Annotated in this window: 21 protein-coding genes; all 21 read left to right on the top strand. The window is 41.3% G+C overall.

The window, feature by feature from the left end:
- Positions 1-7: 7 nt before the first annotated feature.
- The 21 genes from aroQ (at position 8) to G476_RS0106185 (ending at position 15,425) form a co-directional block, all read left to right on the top strand.
- Positions 8-445, top strand: coding sequence for a type II 3-dehydroquinate dehydratase (aroQ, locus tag G476_RS0106085; RefSeq protein WP_026689304.1), 438 nt, complete (start codon positions 8-10; stop codon positions 443-445).
- Positions 442-1,509 (top strand): M24 family metallopeptidase, encoded by a 1,068-nt coding sequence (locus tag G476_RS0106090; RefSeq protein ID WP_026689305.1) that lies wholly within the window; start codon positions 442-444, stop codon positions 1,507-1,509. The genes aroQ and G476_RS0106090 overlap by 4 nt, the downstream gene beginning before the upstream one ends.
- 29 nt (positions 1,510-1,538) lie before the next feature.
- Positions 1,539-2,096 carry an elongation factor P gene (gene efp, locus G476_RS0106095; protein WP_026689306.1) on the top strand — a complete coding sequence of 186 codons (558 nt, stop codon included), beginning with the start codon at positions 1,539-1,541 and terminating at the stop codon, positions 2,094-2,096.
- Positions 2,097-2,392: 296 nt separating this feature from the next.
- Positions 2,393-2,674 (top strand): YqhV family protein, encoded by a 282-nt coding sequence (locus tag G476_RS0106100; protein WP_026689307.1) that lies wholly within the window; start codon positions 2,393-2,395, stop codon positions 2,672-2,674.
- A 79-nt stretch (positions 2,675-2,753) separates the two neighbouring features.
- A complete protein-coding gene (gene spoIIIAA, locus G476_RS21370) occupies positions 2,754-3,692 on the top strand; it encodes a stage III sporulation protein AA (RefSeq protein ID WP_084405640.1) in 939 nt (312 codons plus the stop codon).
- Positions 3,689-4,201 (top strand): stage III sporulation protein SpoIIIAB, encoded by a 513-nt coding sequence (spoIIIAB, locus tag G476_RS0106110; protein ID WP_026689308.1) that lies wholly within the window; start codon positions 3,689-3,691, stop codon positions 4,199-4,201. Before spoIIIAA ends, spoIIIAB begins: the two co-directional genes overlap by 4 nt.
- Before the next feature lie 19 nt (positions 4,202-4,220).
- Positions 4,221-4,427: a stage III sporulation protein AC gene (spoIIIAC, locus tag G476_RS0106115; protein WP_026689309.1), complete on the top strand. Its 207-nt coding sequence runs from the start codon at positions 4,221-4,223 to the stop codon at positions 4,425-4,427.
- A 12-nt stretch (positions 4,428-4,439) separates the two neighbouring features.
- Positions 4,440-4,829, top strand: coding sequence for a stage III sporulation protein AD (spoIIIAD, locus tag G476_RS0106120; RefSeq protein WP_026689310.1), 390 nt, complete (start codon positions 4,440-4,442; stop codon positions 4,827-4,829).
- Between the two features lie 16 nt (positions 4,830-4,845).
- A complete protein-coding gene (gene spoIIIAE / locus G476_RS0106125) occupies positions 4,846-6,045 on the top strand; it encodes a stage III sporulation protein AE (RefSeq protein WP_026689311.1) in 1,200 nt (399 codons plus the stop codon).
- Positions 6,046-6,070: 25 nt separating this feature from the next.
- Entirely contained in the window at positions 6,071-6,745 is a 675-nt protein-coding gene (spoIIIAF, locus tag G476_RS0106130; protein WP_026689312.1) for a stage III sporulation protein AF, read from the top strand.
- Positions 6,732-7,406 (top strand): stage III sporulation protein AG, encoded by a 675-nt coding sequence (gene spoIIIAG, locus G476_RS0106135; protein ID WP_026689313.1) that lies wholly within the window; start codon positions 6,732-6,734, stop codon positions 7,404-7,406. Before spoIIIAF ends, spoIIIAG begins: the two co-directional genes overlap by 14 nt.
- Entirely contained in the window at positions 7,407-8,006 is a 600-nt protein-coding gene (locus G476_RS0106140; RefSeq protein ID WP_026689314.1) for a SpoIIIAH-like family protein, read from the top strand.
- A 418-nt stretch (positions 8,007-8,424) separates the two neighbouring features.
- Complete coding sequence (locus G476_RS0106145) at positions 8,425-8,745, top strand: hypothetical protein (RefSeq protein ID WP_026689315.1); 321 nt, start codon at positions 8,425-8,427, stop codon at positions 8,743-8,745.
- 249 nt (positions 8,746-8,994) lie between these two features.
- Positions 8,995-9,501: an acetyl-CoA carboxylase biotin carboxyl carrier protein gene (accB, locus tag G476_RS0106150; RefSeq protein WP_026689316.1), complete on the top strand. Its 507-nt coding sequence runs from the start codon at positions 8,995-8,997 to the stop codon at positions 9,499-9,501.
- A gap of 12 nt (positions 9,502-9,513) precedes the next feature.
- Positions 9,514-10,878, top strand: coding sequence for an acetyl-CoA carboxylase biotin carboxylase subunit (accC, locus tag G476_RS0106155; protein WP_026689317.1), 1,365 nt, complete (start codon positions 9,514-9,516; stop codon positions 10,876-10,878).
- Between the two features lie 68 nt (positions 10,879-10,946).
- Positions 10,947-11,354 carry an Asp23/Gls24 family envelope stress response protein gene (locus tag G476_RS0106160; RefSeq protein ID WP_026689318.1) on the top strand — a complete coding sequence of 136 codons (408 nt, stop codon included), beginning with the start codon at positions 10,947-10,949 and terminating at the stop codon, positions 11,352-11,354.
- A 173-nt stretch (positions 11,355-11,527) separates the two neighbouring features.
- Complete coding sequence (gene nusB, locus G476_RS0106165) at positions 11,528-11,923, top strand: transcription antitermination factor NusB (RefSeq protein WP_026689319.1); 396 nt, start codon at positions 11,528-11,530, stop codon at positions 11,921-11,923.
- Positions 11,924-12,066: 143 nt separating this feature from the next.
- Positions 12,067-12,918: a bifunctional methylenetetrahydrofolate dehydrogenase/methenyltetrahydrofolate cyclohydrolase FolD gene (gene folD, locus G476_RS0106170; RefSeq protein WP_026689320.1), complete on the top strand. Its 852-nt coding sequence runs from the start codon at positions 12,067-12,069 to the stop codon at positions 12,916-12,918.
- An 11-nt stretch (positions 12,919-12,929) separates the two neighbouring features.
- On the top strand, positions 12,930-14,303 hold the full coding sequence (xseA, locus tag G476_RS0106175; RefSeq protein WP_026689321.1) for an exodeoxyribonuclease VII large subunit: 1,374 nt from the start codon (positions 12,930-12,932) through the stop codon (positions 14,301-14,303).
- A complete protein-coding gene (gene xseB, locus G476_RS0106180) occupies positions 14,296-14,538 on the top strand; it encodes an exodeoxyribonuclease VII small subunit (protein ID WP_026689322.1) in 243 nt (80 codons plus the stop codon). The genes xseA and xseB overlap by 8 nt, the downstream gene beginning before the upstream one ends.
- Positions 14,535-15,425 (top strand): polyprenyl synthetase family protein, encoded by an 891-nt coding sequence (locus G476_RS0106185; RefSeq protein ID WP_245579637.1) that lies wholly within the window; start codon positions 14,535-14,537, stop codon positions 15,423-15,425. Before xseB ends, G476_RS0106185 begins: the two co-directional genes overlap by 4 nt.
- The last annotated feature ends 596 nt before the right edge of the window (positions 15,426-16,021 follow it).

The following is a 16,021-nucleotide window of genomic DNA, read 5'->3' on the forward strand; positions in this document are numbered from 1 at the left end:
AGTCAGGCTGATGAACATTCTCATTCTAAATGGTCCTAACCTGAACAGATTGGGTAAACGGGAGCCCGAAATTTATGGAAAAGAAACACTAAAAGACCTCGAAGAACAAGTGACTACATATGGAAAAAAAAGAAATATAACTGTTGAAACGAGACAGTCGAATCTTGAAGGAACGTTGATTGATTGGATTCACGAGGCGGATGAATCGTTTGATGGTATCATCATTAATCCAGGTGCTTTCACTCACTATAGTTATGCCATTCGTGATGCGATCGCTTCCATTACGAAGCCTGTCATTGAAGTTCACATTTCGAATGTTCATGCGAGAGAAGAGTTTCGCCAAGTTTCAGTTACAGCTGCCGTCTGCCTTGGGCAAATAAGCGGTTTCGGTTTTGAAGGATACGTAATGGCGATTGATTATTTTCATAGGGGGAATGGATCATGACCAGACTTGAAAAGCTAAGAGCCAAGTTATCGGAACAAAAGATTGATGGGTTATTAATTACCAGTGCCAGTAACAGACTTTATATGACCGGCTTTACCGGTTCTGCGGGAATTGCACTCGTGTCAGAAACAGGTGCCACATTTATTACTGATTTTCGCTATACAGAACAGGCCAATGAACAAGCAAAAGGATATGACATCGTACAACACACTGGACCAATTCATGAGGAAGTGGCGAAACAAGCGAAGAATATGGGAATCAAAACATTAGGTTTTGAAAAAGACCACATGACTTTCGGGACTTACGAAACATACAAACAAGCAATTGAATGTGATCTTGTTCCAGTCAGTGGACTTATCGAAAAGCTCCGAATGATAAAAGATGAAGGAGAGCTTAAGATCATTCGAGAAGCTGTTGAGATTGCTGACGCTGCGTTTTCTCACATTCAAAGTTACATTCGCCCAGGTGTTAAGGAAATCGAAGTTTCCAATGAGCTGGAATTCTTCATGAGAAAGCGGGGGGCAGTATCGTCTTCATTTGATATTATCGTTGCTTCTGGTTATCGTTCTGCACTGCCACACGGTGTAGCGAGTGAAAAAGAGATTGGTAGAGGAGAGCTTGTCACTCTTGATTTCGGAGCTTATTATAAAGGATATTGTTCAGATATTACTCGAACGGTAGCTGTAGGTGAGCCGAATGATGAACTTAAAAAGATTTATAACACAGTCCTAGAAGCACAACTTAAAGGTATGGAAGGCATTAAGGCTGGGATAACGGGAATTCAAGCCGATGCTCTCACACGTGATTATATTAAAGAGAAGGGCTATGGCGAGTACTTCGGTCACTCTACAGGTCATGGGCTCGGTCTTGACGTTCACGAAGGTCCGGGACTTTCGTTTAAATCGAATACCGTCTTGGAACCAGGAATGGTCGTAACCGTCGAACCAGGCATTTATGTTGCAGGTGTTGGTGGAACTCGTATTGAAGACGATACAATTGTCACAGAAGATGGTAACGAGTGCTTGTCTAAATCAACAAAAGAGTTGCTTATTTTAGGTGAATAAAAACACGATGAACTCAGGAGGAACAAAGAATGATTTCAGTTAACGATTTTAAAACAGGTTTGACTATCGAAGTAGATAATGGGATTTGGACGGTCATTGACTTCCAACATGTAAAACCAGGTAAAGGAGCTGCTTTCGTACGTTCAAAGCTTCGTAACCTTCGTAACGGGAGCATCCAAGAAAAAACGTTCCGTGCAGGTGAAAAAGTAGCAAAAGCCCACATGGAAAACCGTAAGATGCAATATCTATATTCAAGTGGCGATACTCACACATTTATGGACACTCAATCTTACGAGCAACTTGAACTTCAAAGTGATCAAATTAAAGAACAACTTAAATTCTTAAAAGAAAACATGGAAGTAGCTGTTTTAACGTATCAAGGTGAAACAATTGGAGTAGATGTACCTTTATCTGTTCAGCTTGAAGTTACTGAAACTGAACCTGGAATTAAAGGGGACACAGCGTCCGGTGGAACAAAGCCGGCTACACTTGAAACAGGTCTTACCGTTCAAGTTCCTTTCTTTATTAACCAAGGAGATGTGTTGATCATTGACACTCGTGAAGGAAAGTACGTATCAAGAGCATAGTAATACTCAGCGTCCGCACTCTGTGCGGGCGTTTTTATTTTATGAAGTAAATACTTTTCTCAATGAAAAAGGCCGGACTAGGTGGATATATTCCTAGTCCGGTCTTTTTTAAAATCCTCCTTTTCACACTCATTTACACAGTTGTTCGGGGGACAGACCCCATAGCCGGTCTCCCTCACAGGCGGTCTTGAAAGGTTTGATTTGGACGCGTCTTGTTCTTTTGGGACTTGCTTGGGTTCTCTTTTAAGGACAAGGGTCATAGCATAAACCAAGCGGGAAATGTGTGAGGTGAGTAAATGAAGGATTGGATCACAGGTCTTGAAACAGCGGTGTTGATTATGGTTTGCTTACGTATTTTCTCAGGCTTAGCCGAGCTTACGGTTGCGGGATTAATATTTAGGTTTAACAGCGTAGAAAAAGCACTCGTGTTAAATGCGGCTTTAGCTGTTATTGGACCAACCGTATTGATTTTATCCGTTGCTATAGGCGTCTATGCCTTGGCCGATAGCCTTTCGTTTACAAAGATTGCGCTAATTTTTGGAGGAGTACTGCTGATCCTCATCGGAGTGAAAAGCTAAACCATATGAATATTCACGTTTTTCCGGCATAAATTTGCAGTAGTACAACCTCTATTTTGTAGATTGCGGAGGTGAGAGATTGGAGCAGGTATTTAAGGTACTCCCTAATTCTATTAAGACACAGCTAAAAACATTGCCGATAAGTATCTTGAAGGCTGTAGAAGAAATAAGGATCAGGGTTTTTAGGCCACTTGAAGTTTTAACGTCAGATGAGGCCTATATCCTACCTTACAAGTCTAAAGCACCCTATATTGTAACCGAGGAAGATGGTGCGTTTGTACTTGGTTTCTTAAGCGGTCATTCGGTATACAGATTGGAAGAAGAATTAAAAAGGGGCTATATCACGATATCTGGCGGTCATAGAGTTGGACTTGCCGGTCGTGTGGTGACGGAAGGAGGATTTGTTAAAGGAATCAGAGACATAGGTTCTTTTAACATCCGAGTAGCCAAACAAACAAAAGGGGCGGCACTACCGTATTTGCCTAAAATGACCAAAGCAAATCGTTGGCTTCATACACTCATCGTTGGCCCACCAAAGACGGGGAAGACAACCCTTCTTCGAGATGTAGCCAGAATCGCAAGTATTGGAGATTCCACTCATCATCTGCCCCCTCAAACCGTTGGTATTGTAGATGAACGTTCTGAGATCGCCGGGTGTGTAATGGGTGTTCCTCAACACGAATTCGGGACGAGAGTAGATATACTCGACCGTTGTCCAAAAGCGGAAGGGATGATGATGCTTATTCGATCCATGAGTCCTGATCTGATCATTGTAGATGAAATAGGTCGGGAGGAAGATACAGATGCCATTATGGAAGCCATCCATTCAGGAGTGACGGTCATTGCTTCGGTTCACGGCCACAGTCTGGAAGATGTGAGGTGGCGACCGACATTAAAGACCCTATTTGATCAAAAGGCTTTTGATTCAGTTGTTGAGCTTAATGGATTCACACGTCGCAAAACTAGTAGTCCACCTCCTAAGCCAATTGAACAAGAACTGAAGGTGAGATTGAAATGAAATTGTTAGGCATTCTATTGGTGATTGCAGCAACGACTGGTATTGGCTGGGAATGGTCAAGAAGACTTAGGCTTCGTACAAAACAGTTAAAAGACATTAGGATAGCTTTGGAAGCTTTGGAAACGGAAATGGTGTACGGTTTAACACCATTAAAAGAGGCATGTAACAGTGTAGCAAAACAAGTCAGAGATCCTATTCGTTTATTATTCTCTACGTTTTCCGAAACGTTAGGACGTGAAGAAAAGCTTGCCTCAAAAGTGTGGTGTGAGACCATTGCCAAAACAAAAAAGAACGTGGAGTTTAAACAAGGAGAATGGGATGTCCTTCTTCAATTTGGACAAACGCTCGGTCTGCAAGACCTTGAGAACCAAAGGAAGCACTTAAGGTTAGCGCTAAAGTATTTAGAACAACAGGAAAATGATGCAAGAGAGAATCAAAAAAAACATGAGTCAATGTACAAAAGCCTCGGTTTTTTAGGAGGTATACTAATCGCACTCATGATGATCTAGCCTGGAGAGGGGTTAACGAATGACTTACGATATCAGTTTAATTTTTCAAATTGCAGGTGTTGGGATTGTTGTGGCCATGATGCATACCGTCTTGAAGCAAATGGGGAAAGATGACATGGCACAGTGGGTTACCTTAGTTGCATTTGTGGTCGTTTTGTATATGGTTGCGTCTGTAGTGGATGACCTTTTTCAGACGATACGCAGTGTATTCCTCTTCCAAGGTTAGGGGGCGGTTGCCATTGAGATTATTCAAATTGTAGGACTAGGACTTATTGCAACATTTCTTGCACTTGTTGTAAAAGAACAAAAACCGGTCTTTGCATTTTTACTTACCGTCTTTGCAGGTGTACTCATTTTTATTTTCTTGGTAGGGAAAATCAGTGAGATCATCGGCATGTTGGAAGAGCTTGCTGATAATGCGAACATTAACTTGGTTTACGTACAGACCATCTTAAAAATTATTGGAATAGCCTATATTGCCGAATTCGGTGCTCAAATTGCCAAAGACGCAGGGCAAGGAGCGATTGCATCTAAAATTGAGCTGGCTGGAAAAGTGTTAATCATGATTATGGCTATTCCGATTATTTCCGTCATTATTGAAACCGTTATCGGATTGTTGCCTTCATAAATGAGGAGGGAAAGAGATGAAAGGGCCAAAGGTAATGTCAATTGTACTTGTAATGATGATAGCCTCTTTTCTTTTTCCTTCTTCCATTGTGGCGGAGGAGCCGCAAGAGGCGGAAGAGGTCATAAACCAAGAAGCGTTTGTAGAGGAGCAGCTTGAAAAGCTAGGGATCGATGATATTAGGGCTTATTGGGATGACGTTCTTGAAAACTACGGTGGTTTTTTGCCGGAGAGTCATAAGGGATCACTGCTTGAATTTTTACAATCAGACAAGCCTTTTTCTATTAAAGAATGGCTATGGGGATTTGTGAAGTTTTTGTTGCACGAAATCATTGTAAATGGAAAACTTCTCGGGACGTTAATTCTACTAGCGATCTTCAGCATGATATTGGCTCAGCTTCAACAAGCCTTTGAAAAACACTCCATAAGTAAAGTGGCGTATGCAATCACCTACATGGTTCTTTTGATCATTGCTTTAAATAGCTTTCATGTAGCCATTCAGTTTACACAACAAACGATTGAAGCCATGTCTAATTTTATGATCTCTTTGCTTCCTCTTCTTCTCGTCTTGATGGCGAGTACAGGAAGTATAACCTCCGTAGCTCTCTTTCATCCAATGATTTTATTCTTAGTGCATACAAGTGGTCTTTTTGTTCAGTATTTTGTTTTACCTCTCCTCTTTTTATCAGCCTTGTTAAGCATTGTTAGTACAATGACCGAACACTACAAAGTAACCAATTTAGCCAACTTACTGCGTAATATCGCTGTTGGTGGGCTTGGGATATTTCTTACCATTTTTCTTGGTGTCATCTCTGTTCAAGGTGCCACAGCTGCTGTAGCAGACGGCATCGCTATAAGAACGGCAAAATTTGTAACTGGAAATTTTGTTCCGGTGGTTGGTCGGATGTTCACTGACGCTGCAGATACAGTTATGGGGGCATCTGTTCTGGTTAAAAATACGGTTGGCGTTGCTGGCCTGGCAATATTACTTCTCATTTGTATCTTCCCGGCTTTGAAGGTATTGAGTCTAGCGCTGATTTACTCCTTTGCATCAGCTGTCTTGCAGCCATTGGGTGGAGGGCCGATCATTACTTCTTTATCAATCATCGGAAAATCCGTCATCTATGTGTTTGCAGCTTTATCAGCTGTATGCTTAATGTTCTTTCTCTCAATCACCATCATCATCATATCCGGCAACTTATCATTGATGATGCGATAACAAAAGAAATCGAAGGAGGCTCCCTATGGCGTATGTGACCGAATGGATAACTAATATCATCTTACTCATTTTATTTGCAGCTATATTGGAGCTGCTCCTGCCAAATTCAAGTCTTCAGCGATACGTAAAGTTGGTTGTAGGATTAATGGTCTTAATGGTGATGATTCAACCAATTTTATCTGTGTTTAAAACGGATCCCGAAGATTGGTTAGCTTCCATGTCTGAGTGGGTCGACGGAGAAATGCCAAATGAAGAAAGTTCGATTGAAAGAAAAAAAGTGGAAATAGAAAAGGGCAAGCTTGCATATATTTCTGAACAGGTGGCTGTCCAACTTATGAACCAAGCCAGGGAACCACTGCAACAACAATATGGGGTGGTGCCGGTAGAGGTTGAAGTAGAGTTAGAAACTTTCGATGAGAGTGAGAATGTCCTTGAAGGCTTGAGTAAGGTTAGAGCCGTTCTTACCCCGAGAACAACAGAAGGTCATGAAGATGGAGATAGTCAAACAGTAACTCTTGTAAAACCCGTTGTAATCGAACCTGTGGGTGAAAAAAACGCTGCTGATGAAAAAGAGCTAGAAGTAATGGCTGATCCTGATGAAATGGAAGAGATTAAAACATTTTTGTCGGTCCATTGGCAAATTCCAAGTGAACAAATTGAGTTGGAGTTGAAAGGGGGAGAGAAGAATGGCGGACAATAAGAAAGATCCTACTTGGCTTGACCGGTACAAAGATGTAGGGAAATGGAAAAAGGTAAACGTTAAATATCTTGTTGTACTCCTTGGAGTAGGGATTCTGTTTATGATTGTGAGCAACGTATTGACTGAGAACACTGAAGAAGGATCAATGATTCCTGTATCAGGGATTGAAACGGAAGGGAACACTCCTAAAGATCAAGAGGAGGCGGAACCTGTATTTAAATCCTCAAATTCAGACGGATCACTTTCAATGGGAGATTATGAATCTCTTTACGAATCGCAGTTAAAGAAAGCACTCGAGCAAATGATGGGTGTGTCCGAAGTGAGCGTCTTTGTAAACTTGGCTGAGACAGAGAGGCAAGTCTATCAAACAAACATAAATGCAAAAGAACAAACAACCGATGAAACGGATCGTGAAGGTGGTAAACGCCAAGTTCAAGATGTCACAAAAGACGAACAAGTCGTTATCATCCGTAACGGTGATAAAGAAGAACCTCTTCTACAAAGAGTTGAAAAACCGGATGTCAGAGGCGTTCTTGTTGTAGCGAAGGGGGTGGATAACATTCAAGTTAAGACCTCGGTTGTCGAAGCTGTCAGCCGTGCGCTGGATGTGCCATCTCACCGAGTTTCCGTGATGCCGAAAAAAACTGAGGGGGAATTGTAAATGGTATTAAAACGTCAAACTGTGTGGTTACTCACAATGCTAAGTTTAATTATTGTCCTTTCTGTCTATTACATTAACATCAATAACCAAGACTTTGCTGGTGTACCTGACGTAAATGAAGATCAAGAAGTAAACGCAAGTGAAGACCAAGACGTAGATGAGGAATTACAAGATGGCGAAGATGTAACATTTATTGAAATTGAGGATGCTGAAGATGTAAACACAGAAAGTTCATTGTACGGTTCCATGACGACCGAAGAAATGTTTGATACGATCCGCCTTCAAAGACAAGATGCTCGAGGAAAAATGAAAGAGAATTATGTAGCTGTCGTCGCTTCTTCTGATGCTGGAGCTGAAGTTCAAAGTGAAGCATTCGATGGGATGAACGCTCTAGAAGTGATGGCGCAACAAGAAGAAGTACTTGAAACACTGATCAAGGCTAAAGGATACGAAGACGCACTTGTCATTACAGAAGAAGATCAAGTTCGCATTTACGTAAAGGCTGAACAGCTTTCAAAAGAAGAAGCGGTTCAAATTAACAATATGGCATACGAAGAGCTCGGTGTATCAAACATCCGAGTAGGGTATCAATCAAATTAAGAGTGGAGAAAAGCGGCACAAACGTGTCGCTTTTATTTTTGCTTCGTTAGCTTTTTTTCGAAGGACGTTTTCTTCAGTCTACACTTTAGCCTTAGAATTAATGAAAATTTAAATGCCCGAGACTCCTTTCCCTGCGTTGTGAAGAACGGATCTATGAGTGGTTAACTCCACTCCTATGAACCGCCATGAAAGGAGAAAGAACAAAACATCACCCAAAAAATTGATTTAAGAGTTACTCACAATAATATCAATCAAAACAAAGCAACCTTTGTGAAATGAAAGGTCACAGCCTTTTAAAGTGAAAATCACAATGGAACTAATGCTTTTCTTTATAGGAAGTGGTATAATTAGCTCTCGGAAATGCTAACATGAAGATGAAGCGTTTTGTACATAACCGTAATTTAAGGGAGAGATCCAAATGGAATGGTCTGATTTAACAGAAGGTGCAAAAGCCGTCCTTGAGCAAACAAGAAACATTAAAAATGATAAAATTCAAATTGTTGAGTTTGATGTAGGCTTTACACAAGAGGCAGACATTGAAGAGGGATATGACCCGATTTCAATTCAAGAAGAAGATTACCAAAGCCTCAAGCAATACACACAGCAAAATGAATATGGTGAAAAGTATCATATGGCGAGAAATAAAAAGACTGTAAAAATTATCCTCCTTGAAAAAGGGAAGATTCCGGACAACCTCTCCGATATTCCTGTGTTTAGAGAATACAAAATTGAACAGTAACCTTCTTCGAATGAAGAAGGTTTTTCTTCCATAAACATGATAACGCTTACATTAAAGCTGGCGCAGTGAATCCGTTTTAAATAAGAATACAGGGCCACGCCACCAATCTGTTAGAAAACACTTTTCAATTATGATAAAGTGAGGTAGCATAAAAATTAGGACTTGCTCATAAGACATCCTATAAAATAATAAAAAACAGCTGTTATTTACTAAAACAGATAAAAAGACAGGAACAAGGAGTGACGATTCATGTTGAAGATTCAAGAAATTCGTGAATTAATTAAACTGATTGACCAGTCAAGCATCGATGAATTCAAGTATGAACAAAATGGTGAGAAAATTACGATGAGAAAGCAAGTGAAAGGTGCCGGAAACACAACGGAAACGATTGTAAGAGAAGCGGTACAAGCTCCTCAAGCAGCACCTGCACCTGCCTTGCAAAGTGAACCTGCCAAAGCAGAGGCGCCATCTCAACCTAAAGAAGAAGCTAAGGGGGAAAAGGAGTCCAGAGAAGGGCTACATACGATTACTTCCCCAATGGTAGGTACGTTTTATGAAGCGCCGTCACCAGATTCTGCTCCTTATGTCAGCTCAGGGGACAAAGTAAAAGCAGATTCTGTTGTGTGTATCGTTGAAGCGATGAAACTAATGAATGAAATTGAAGCGGAAGTGAAAGGCGAAATCGTTGAGGTCCTAGTAGAAAACGGGCAACTTGTAGAGTATGGACAAGAACTCTTCTTGGTGAAGCCTGAGTAGGGGATGAGACGGATGATAAAAAAAGTACTTGTTGCAAATAGAGGAGAAATTGCTGTACGAATTATTCGAGCTTGTCAAGAGTTAGGGGTAGAAACGGTCGCTGTATTCTCAGAAGCAGACCGTGATGCTCTTCATGTGAGGATGGCAGACGAAGCCTATTGTATTGGACCGACTTCTTCGGCGCAAAGTTACTTAAACTTCACTAATATCATGAGTGTCGCCACTCTTACTGAAGTCGACGGAATTCATCCGGGATACGGTTTTCTAGCAGAAAATGCCGACTTTGCCGAGATTTGTTCCGCTTGTAACATTACGTTTATCGGACCAAGCCCTGATGCAATTAATCAAATGGGCACTAAAGACGTAGCGAGAAAAACAATGAAAAAAGCAGGTGTACCTGTTGTACCCGGTTCAAAAGGAATTATTGAAACGATTGAGGACGGAGTAAAAATTGCTGAAGAGATCGGCTATCCGGTCATTATTAAAGCCACTGCAGGTGGTGGAGGTAAAGGGATACGCGTAGCTAAAGATGAAGGTGAGCTCAGAAAAGGGATTTCAGTAACCCAAAAGGAAGCGAAAGCCAATTTTGGTAACCCTGGCGTTTACCTAGAAAAATATATTGAGGATTTCCGTCACGTTGAAATTCAAGTTTTAGCAGATACGTACGGAAATACAATTCACTTAGGTGAGCGAGATTGTTCCATTCAGCGTCGACTTCAAAAGCTGGTGGAAGAAACACCGTCACCTGCATTAACCCCTGAAAAACGTGCTGAAATGGGTGAAGCCGCTGTGAGAGCTGCCCAAGCTGTGGATTACGTTGGGGCAGGGACCGTTGAGTTTATATTCGACCATAATACCGGTGATTTTTACTTCATGGAAATGAACACGAGGATTCAAGTAGAGCACCCGGTTACGGAAATGGTAACAGGGATTGATCTTATTAAAGAACAAATTTTAGTTGCGTCTGGTAAAAAGCTCTCCTATACTCAAGAGGAAGTCACTTTCAAAGGTCATTCCATTGAATGTCGTATTAATGCAGAAAACCCGGACAAAAACTTTATGCCATCACCAGGAAAGATTGAGATGTACCTTCCTCCCGGTGGATTTGGTGTAAGAATCGATAGTGCTGTTTTTCCAGGCTATACGATTAGTCCATTTTATGATTCTATGATTGCAAAAGTAATTGTCCACGGTGAAACAAGAGAAGAAGCCGTTCAAAAGATGAAAAGAGCTCTCAGTGAGTTCGTCATAGAAGGCGTGGACACAACGATTCCGTTTCACCTAAAGCTAATGGATCATGAAGTGTTTAAAAGCGGGGACTTTAATACGAAATTTTTGGAACACTATTCTTTAAAGCCTGATAGTGACAAGGAGTAAGGAAGGCACTTAAAAAGTTGGACTCTTTAACTATTTAATGCCTTAGTAAGAGCTAGGAGGACGAAATGATGAAAGATAATCATTTAATTGACATGAGTGACGATAAAACGGATTTGGGGAAAGTTGAAATTTCACCCGAAGTGATTGAAGTTATTGCAGGTCTTGCTGCATCTGAAATTGAAGGCGTAGCTACAATGAGAGGGAACTTTGCTTCTGGAGTTGCTGAGCGTCTTGGACGTAAAAACAACCACGGCAAAGGTGTGAAAGTGGACTTGCAAGAAGATGGAATTACCGTTGATGTTTTTGTTATTACGAATTACGGGGTTTCCATTCCTGATGTTTGTAAAAAAGTGCAGGAAAACATCTTTCAAACACTAAAGAATATGACCGCAATCGAACTGATTGGCGTAAATGTTCATGTTGTTGGCGTTCAACTCGAGATCGAGAAGAAAGAAGAGCCTGCGAAAAAAGACTAATAAAGTATTAAAAAACCAGGGGGCACATATGCCCTTTGGTTTTTCTTCATTAGTTTTGCCAACCATTATCAGAATTTGCTCACTTTCATCGTAGGCTGTAACGTTAGCAAAAGATATGCTATATTGTACAGAGTATAGTACCGTACGATGAACAAAAAAGGAGACGTATTAAGATGAATAGACGAAATGCACGGATTAAAGCCGTTCAGTCACTATATCAAATAGATATGACGCACGTAGAAGCAGAAACGGCAATTGAGGCCGTATTAGAAGAAGGTGAGGAAGCGTCACCTTTTTTACAAACCCTTGTTGAAGGAACATTATCTCACCTTGAAGATATCGATCAAACGCTGAACGGGGCAATGGATAATTGGACTATAAATCGTATTGCAAATGTGAACCGTGCAATATTGAGAATGGCATTATATGAAATGAAATGGGAAGAAGAGATTCCATTAAGCGTTAGCTTGAACGAAGCGATAGATTTAGCAAAAGGTTTCAGCGCAGATGATGAATCTGGAAAGTTCGTTAATGGTGTATTATCAAAAATCGCTGAAGACTTGAAGTAAACCATAGAGACAATTATGAATGCTCGCTACTTCTCCAATTGAGTTGCTATAAGCATTTTTCTTTTGTTTTGTCTCAAGTATCAATGTCATTTGTAAGAATTTAGCCAACTAAAAAGAAATTCAGGAATAAGGGAGAGATCATCATGACCGCTGAAATAATCTCAGGAAAAGAACTTGCACAAAACAAACGTGATGAAATGAAAGTCATTACTGAAGATCTTAAGTCCAAAGGCATTACACCGGGTCTTGCGGTTATTCTTGTTGGAGAAGACCCCGCATCAAGGTCCTACGTTCGCGGGAAGAAGCGAGCTTGTGAAGAGGTTGGTATTTACTCAGAACTTGATGAACTCCCTTATGAAACGACTGAAGAAGAGCTTCTTGAAAAAGTTGAGAAGTTAAATCAATCCCCTCACATCCATGGCATTCTTGTTCAACTGCCACTTCCTTCACACATCTCAGAAGAAGCCATTATTAACAAAATTCTTCCAGAGAAAGATGTAGACGGATTTCATCCGATCAATATTGGAAAGATGATGATCGGACAAGAGGGCTTTTTGCCATGTACACCTTTTGGAATCGTAGAAATGATTAAATCAAAAGGGATTTCAATTGAAGGCAAACATGTGGTTATCATTGGAAGAAGCAACATTGTCGGAAAGCCTGTGGGTCAACTCCTTTTACGGGAGAATGCGACTGTGACTTACTGCCACTCCCGGACGAAAAACATGGAGGAAATCACAAAGCAAGCAGATATCCTCGTTGTTGCAATTGGTCGGGAGGAAATGATTGGTTCAGAACATATTAAACCAGGTGCTGTAGTGATTGACGTAGGTGTGAACCGGAATGAAGCAGGGAAGCTCGTTGGTGACGTGAAGTTTGATGACGTGAAGGATTTAGCATCATACCTTACCCCAGTCCCAGGCGGAGTGGGTCCTATGACCATTACCATGCTATTACATAATACAATTCAATCTGCGTCCCGAAGTCTTAAATAGGGGGCGGACTAATGAATAAAGAGTTTTTATCTGTATCAGGTCTTTCGAGACATATTAAACGGGTCATTGATAACGAACACCAACTACAAAATGTCTGGATTCGCGCGGAGATTTCGAACTTTAAAAAGCATAGTCGAGGGCACATGTATTTTACCTTGAAGGATGATCAATCTAGAATTCAAAGTGTCATGTTCGCTGGGCATAATCGTTATCTTAAGTTCTTGCCTGAAAATGGTATGAATGTACTCGTTAGAGGCGATGTGAGTGTCTATGAACCTCATGGCCAATACCAGTTTTATGTAAAAGAGATGCAACCTGATGGTATTGGGAACCTCTATCTTGCATATGAAGAATTAAAGAAAAAGCTAAATCAAAAAGGATACTTTTCCGAAGAACGCAAACAACCAATCCCGGCTGTACCTGTTTCCATAGCTGTCATAACGTCTAGAACAGGGGCAGCTGTGAGAGATATTCTTACAACATTGAAACGTCGTTTCCCTTTTGTGAGAATCACTCTCCTCCCTGTCCTCGTTCAAGGCCCAGGTGCTGCTCCCTCTATTGCTAGAGCCATTCAACAAGCTACCGACGCCGGAATGTTCGATGTGATGATTATCGGGCGAGGGGGAGGCTCAATTGAAGAATTATGGGCTTTTAATGAAGAAGTCGTAGCCGATGCCATCTTTAACAGCTCGGTGCCTATTATTTCTGCAGTGGGTCATGAAACGGATGTGACGATCAGTGATTTCGTAGCAGACCTTAGAGCTCCTACTCCCACGGCGGCGGCAGAGCTTGCTGTTCCCGATCAAAGAGAGCTAAAGGAAAAGGTTGCGCTCTTTAAAGCAAGACTATTACGACAGATGTCAGAACAAGTGGAATCGAACAAAAGCAAACTTGAACGGTATAACCAATCCTATGCTTTTCGTTATCCAGGCAAGCTGATCGAACAAAAGGAACAAGAACTTGATAAATTAATGGATGCTATGCAACGAGAAACAAAAAGACTACTCATATCTAACCGTGAAAAATACGGTTATTTGTACAAATCGTTGCAACGGTTTCACCCTCAGCATCAAGTAAACAGAGAGAAAGATCGATATAAACAAGTCCATGACCGTTTTTTACAGGCAATGGAAAACGCGCGGCAGGAAAAAAGGGAGTCCTTAAAGAAATGGATGTATAAGCTGGATGTTTTAAGTCCCTTGAAGATGATGGAAAGGGGCTACAGTCTTGCATACCGAGGTCCTGAACTTGTCAAAAGCGTAAAACAAGTCGATGAGCACGATACCGTTTATATTCAACTTGAAGATGGTAAAGTGTATGCAGAAGTAACAGGGAAAGAAGGAAATGAAATGATCAAGGACAAGAGAGGTGAACGGGATGAGTAAGGAAGAAAAGGAACAAACATTTGAAGGTGCGATGGAGGAACTGCAAGAAGTAGTAGAGAAACTTGAAGAAGGAAACGTACCTTTGGAACAAGCAATCGAGATGTTTAAGGACGGAATGGAGCTTTCGAAATATTGTCATGAGCGCTTACAAAAAGTAGAAGCGCAAATGGATCAAATTTTAAACGAAGATGGTGAAATTGAAGTCTTAACAATCGAGGGGGAAAAAAGCGAGTGAGCGTATTGTCTTTAGATCTTTTCCTAAGAGAACAAAGAGAAGAGCTTAAACAGCAACTACCACGCTATCTCTCAACTATGAAAGCGCCAGAAGTTTTAGTCCAATCGATGCTTTACTCATTGGAAGCAGGTGGAAAGAGGTTACGACCTGCACTTCTTCTGGCCACACTACAGGGTTATGGAATACGTTTGGAAAAAGGATATGATGTTGCTTGCGCAGTAGAAATGATACATACGTATTCACTCATTCACGATGATTTACCTGCGATGGATGATGACGATACAAGAAGAGGAAAACCAACCAACCATAAGATTTTTGGAGAAGCGATGGCTATTCTGGCAGGAGATGCCCTTTTAACGTATAGCTTTGAGATCATCAGTCGTTCAAAAAACCTGAATGACCAGGAGAAAGTAAGGGTCATCCAGTTGCTAGCTTCTGCATCTGGACCAACAGGTATGGTTGGAGGCCAAGTCGCTGATATGGAAGGGGAAAATAAGGTCGATCTCACTGTTGGAGAATTGGAGTATATACACCAACATAAAACGGGGGACCTTCTTGCTTTTTCAATCGAAGCAGCAGCCGTATTAGCAAATGCTCCAGAGAAGGATCAAATTCATTTGCGTCACTTTGCTAAACATCTAGGACTCGCTTTTCAAATTAAGGACGATATCCTCGATATCGAAGGTGATGGAGACAAGATGGGCAAGCCAATCGGAAGCGACGAAGAAAACCAAAAAAGCACATACCCGAAATTACTAGGGTTAGATGGTGCAAAAGAAAAGCTTGTTTATCATATTCAAAGTGCGAAAGATCATTTATCAAAAGTGAATCAAAAGCATGTGTTGCTAGAAGAACTCACAGATTACATTGCCAGCAGAACGTATTAGGGGTACGAATAGAAGGAAGCGACAAAGAGAACCATTGTAAAGCCTCTTCGACCAGGCCTCATTATACAGCAGATGGAAAAGCCTGCTTTTTTATGAAGGGGTTCCTCATTGCAGGTGAAAAACATATCATGGTATACTATAGATAGACCGAGTGGTGCAGTATTCTAGTCGGTTCTCCATTTTCGAAAGCGGGCCTAAAAATCCGCTAAAGGGCACATCGATGAAGTTCCTAGTTTTGGCTTGAGGCGCCCAGCTTTGGGTCAATACTGGGAGTAAAGGTTGTAGGGCGATCCACAATGGCATGTGGGCGATGACCCTACAACCGCGGAGGCCTTTTGTTGTTGCTTCCCTGCCCGGGGATTGTGATGACCAAAGGTATGAACCTGCTTGGCAAGTTTCGGGAACTTGTGAGCAGCGTAGCCTGCCTTGAGTGGACTGTGAGGGGATTATGAATACTATGATTGTATACTGGTATTATCATATGAAATCGCGTCTGCAAAAGAGGATAGAGGATGGCTAAGAACTGCTGAGGAAAACTCCTAGACTGTTCCACTGGACATTTAAAGGGGATTATAGTGCGTACTAAGTGGTAATCC

It is taken from the genome of Alteribacter aurantiacus DSM 18675 (genome assembly GCF_000429705.1).
Classification (GTDB): Bacteria; Bacillota; Bacilli; order Bacillales; family Salisediminibacteriaceae; genus Alteribacter; species Alteribacter aurantiacus.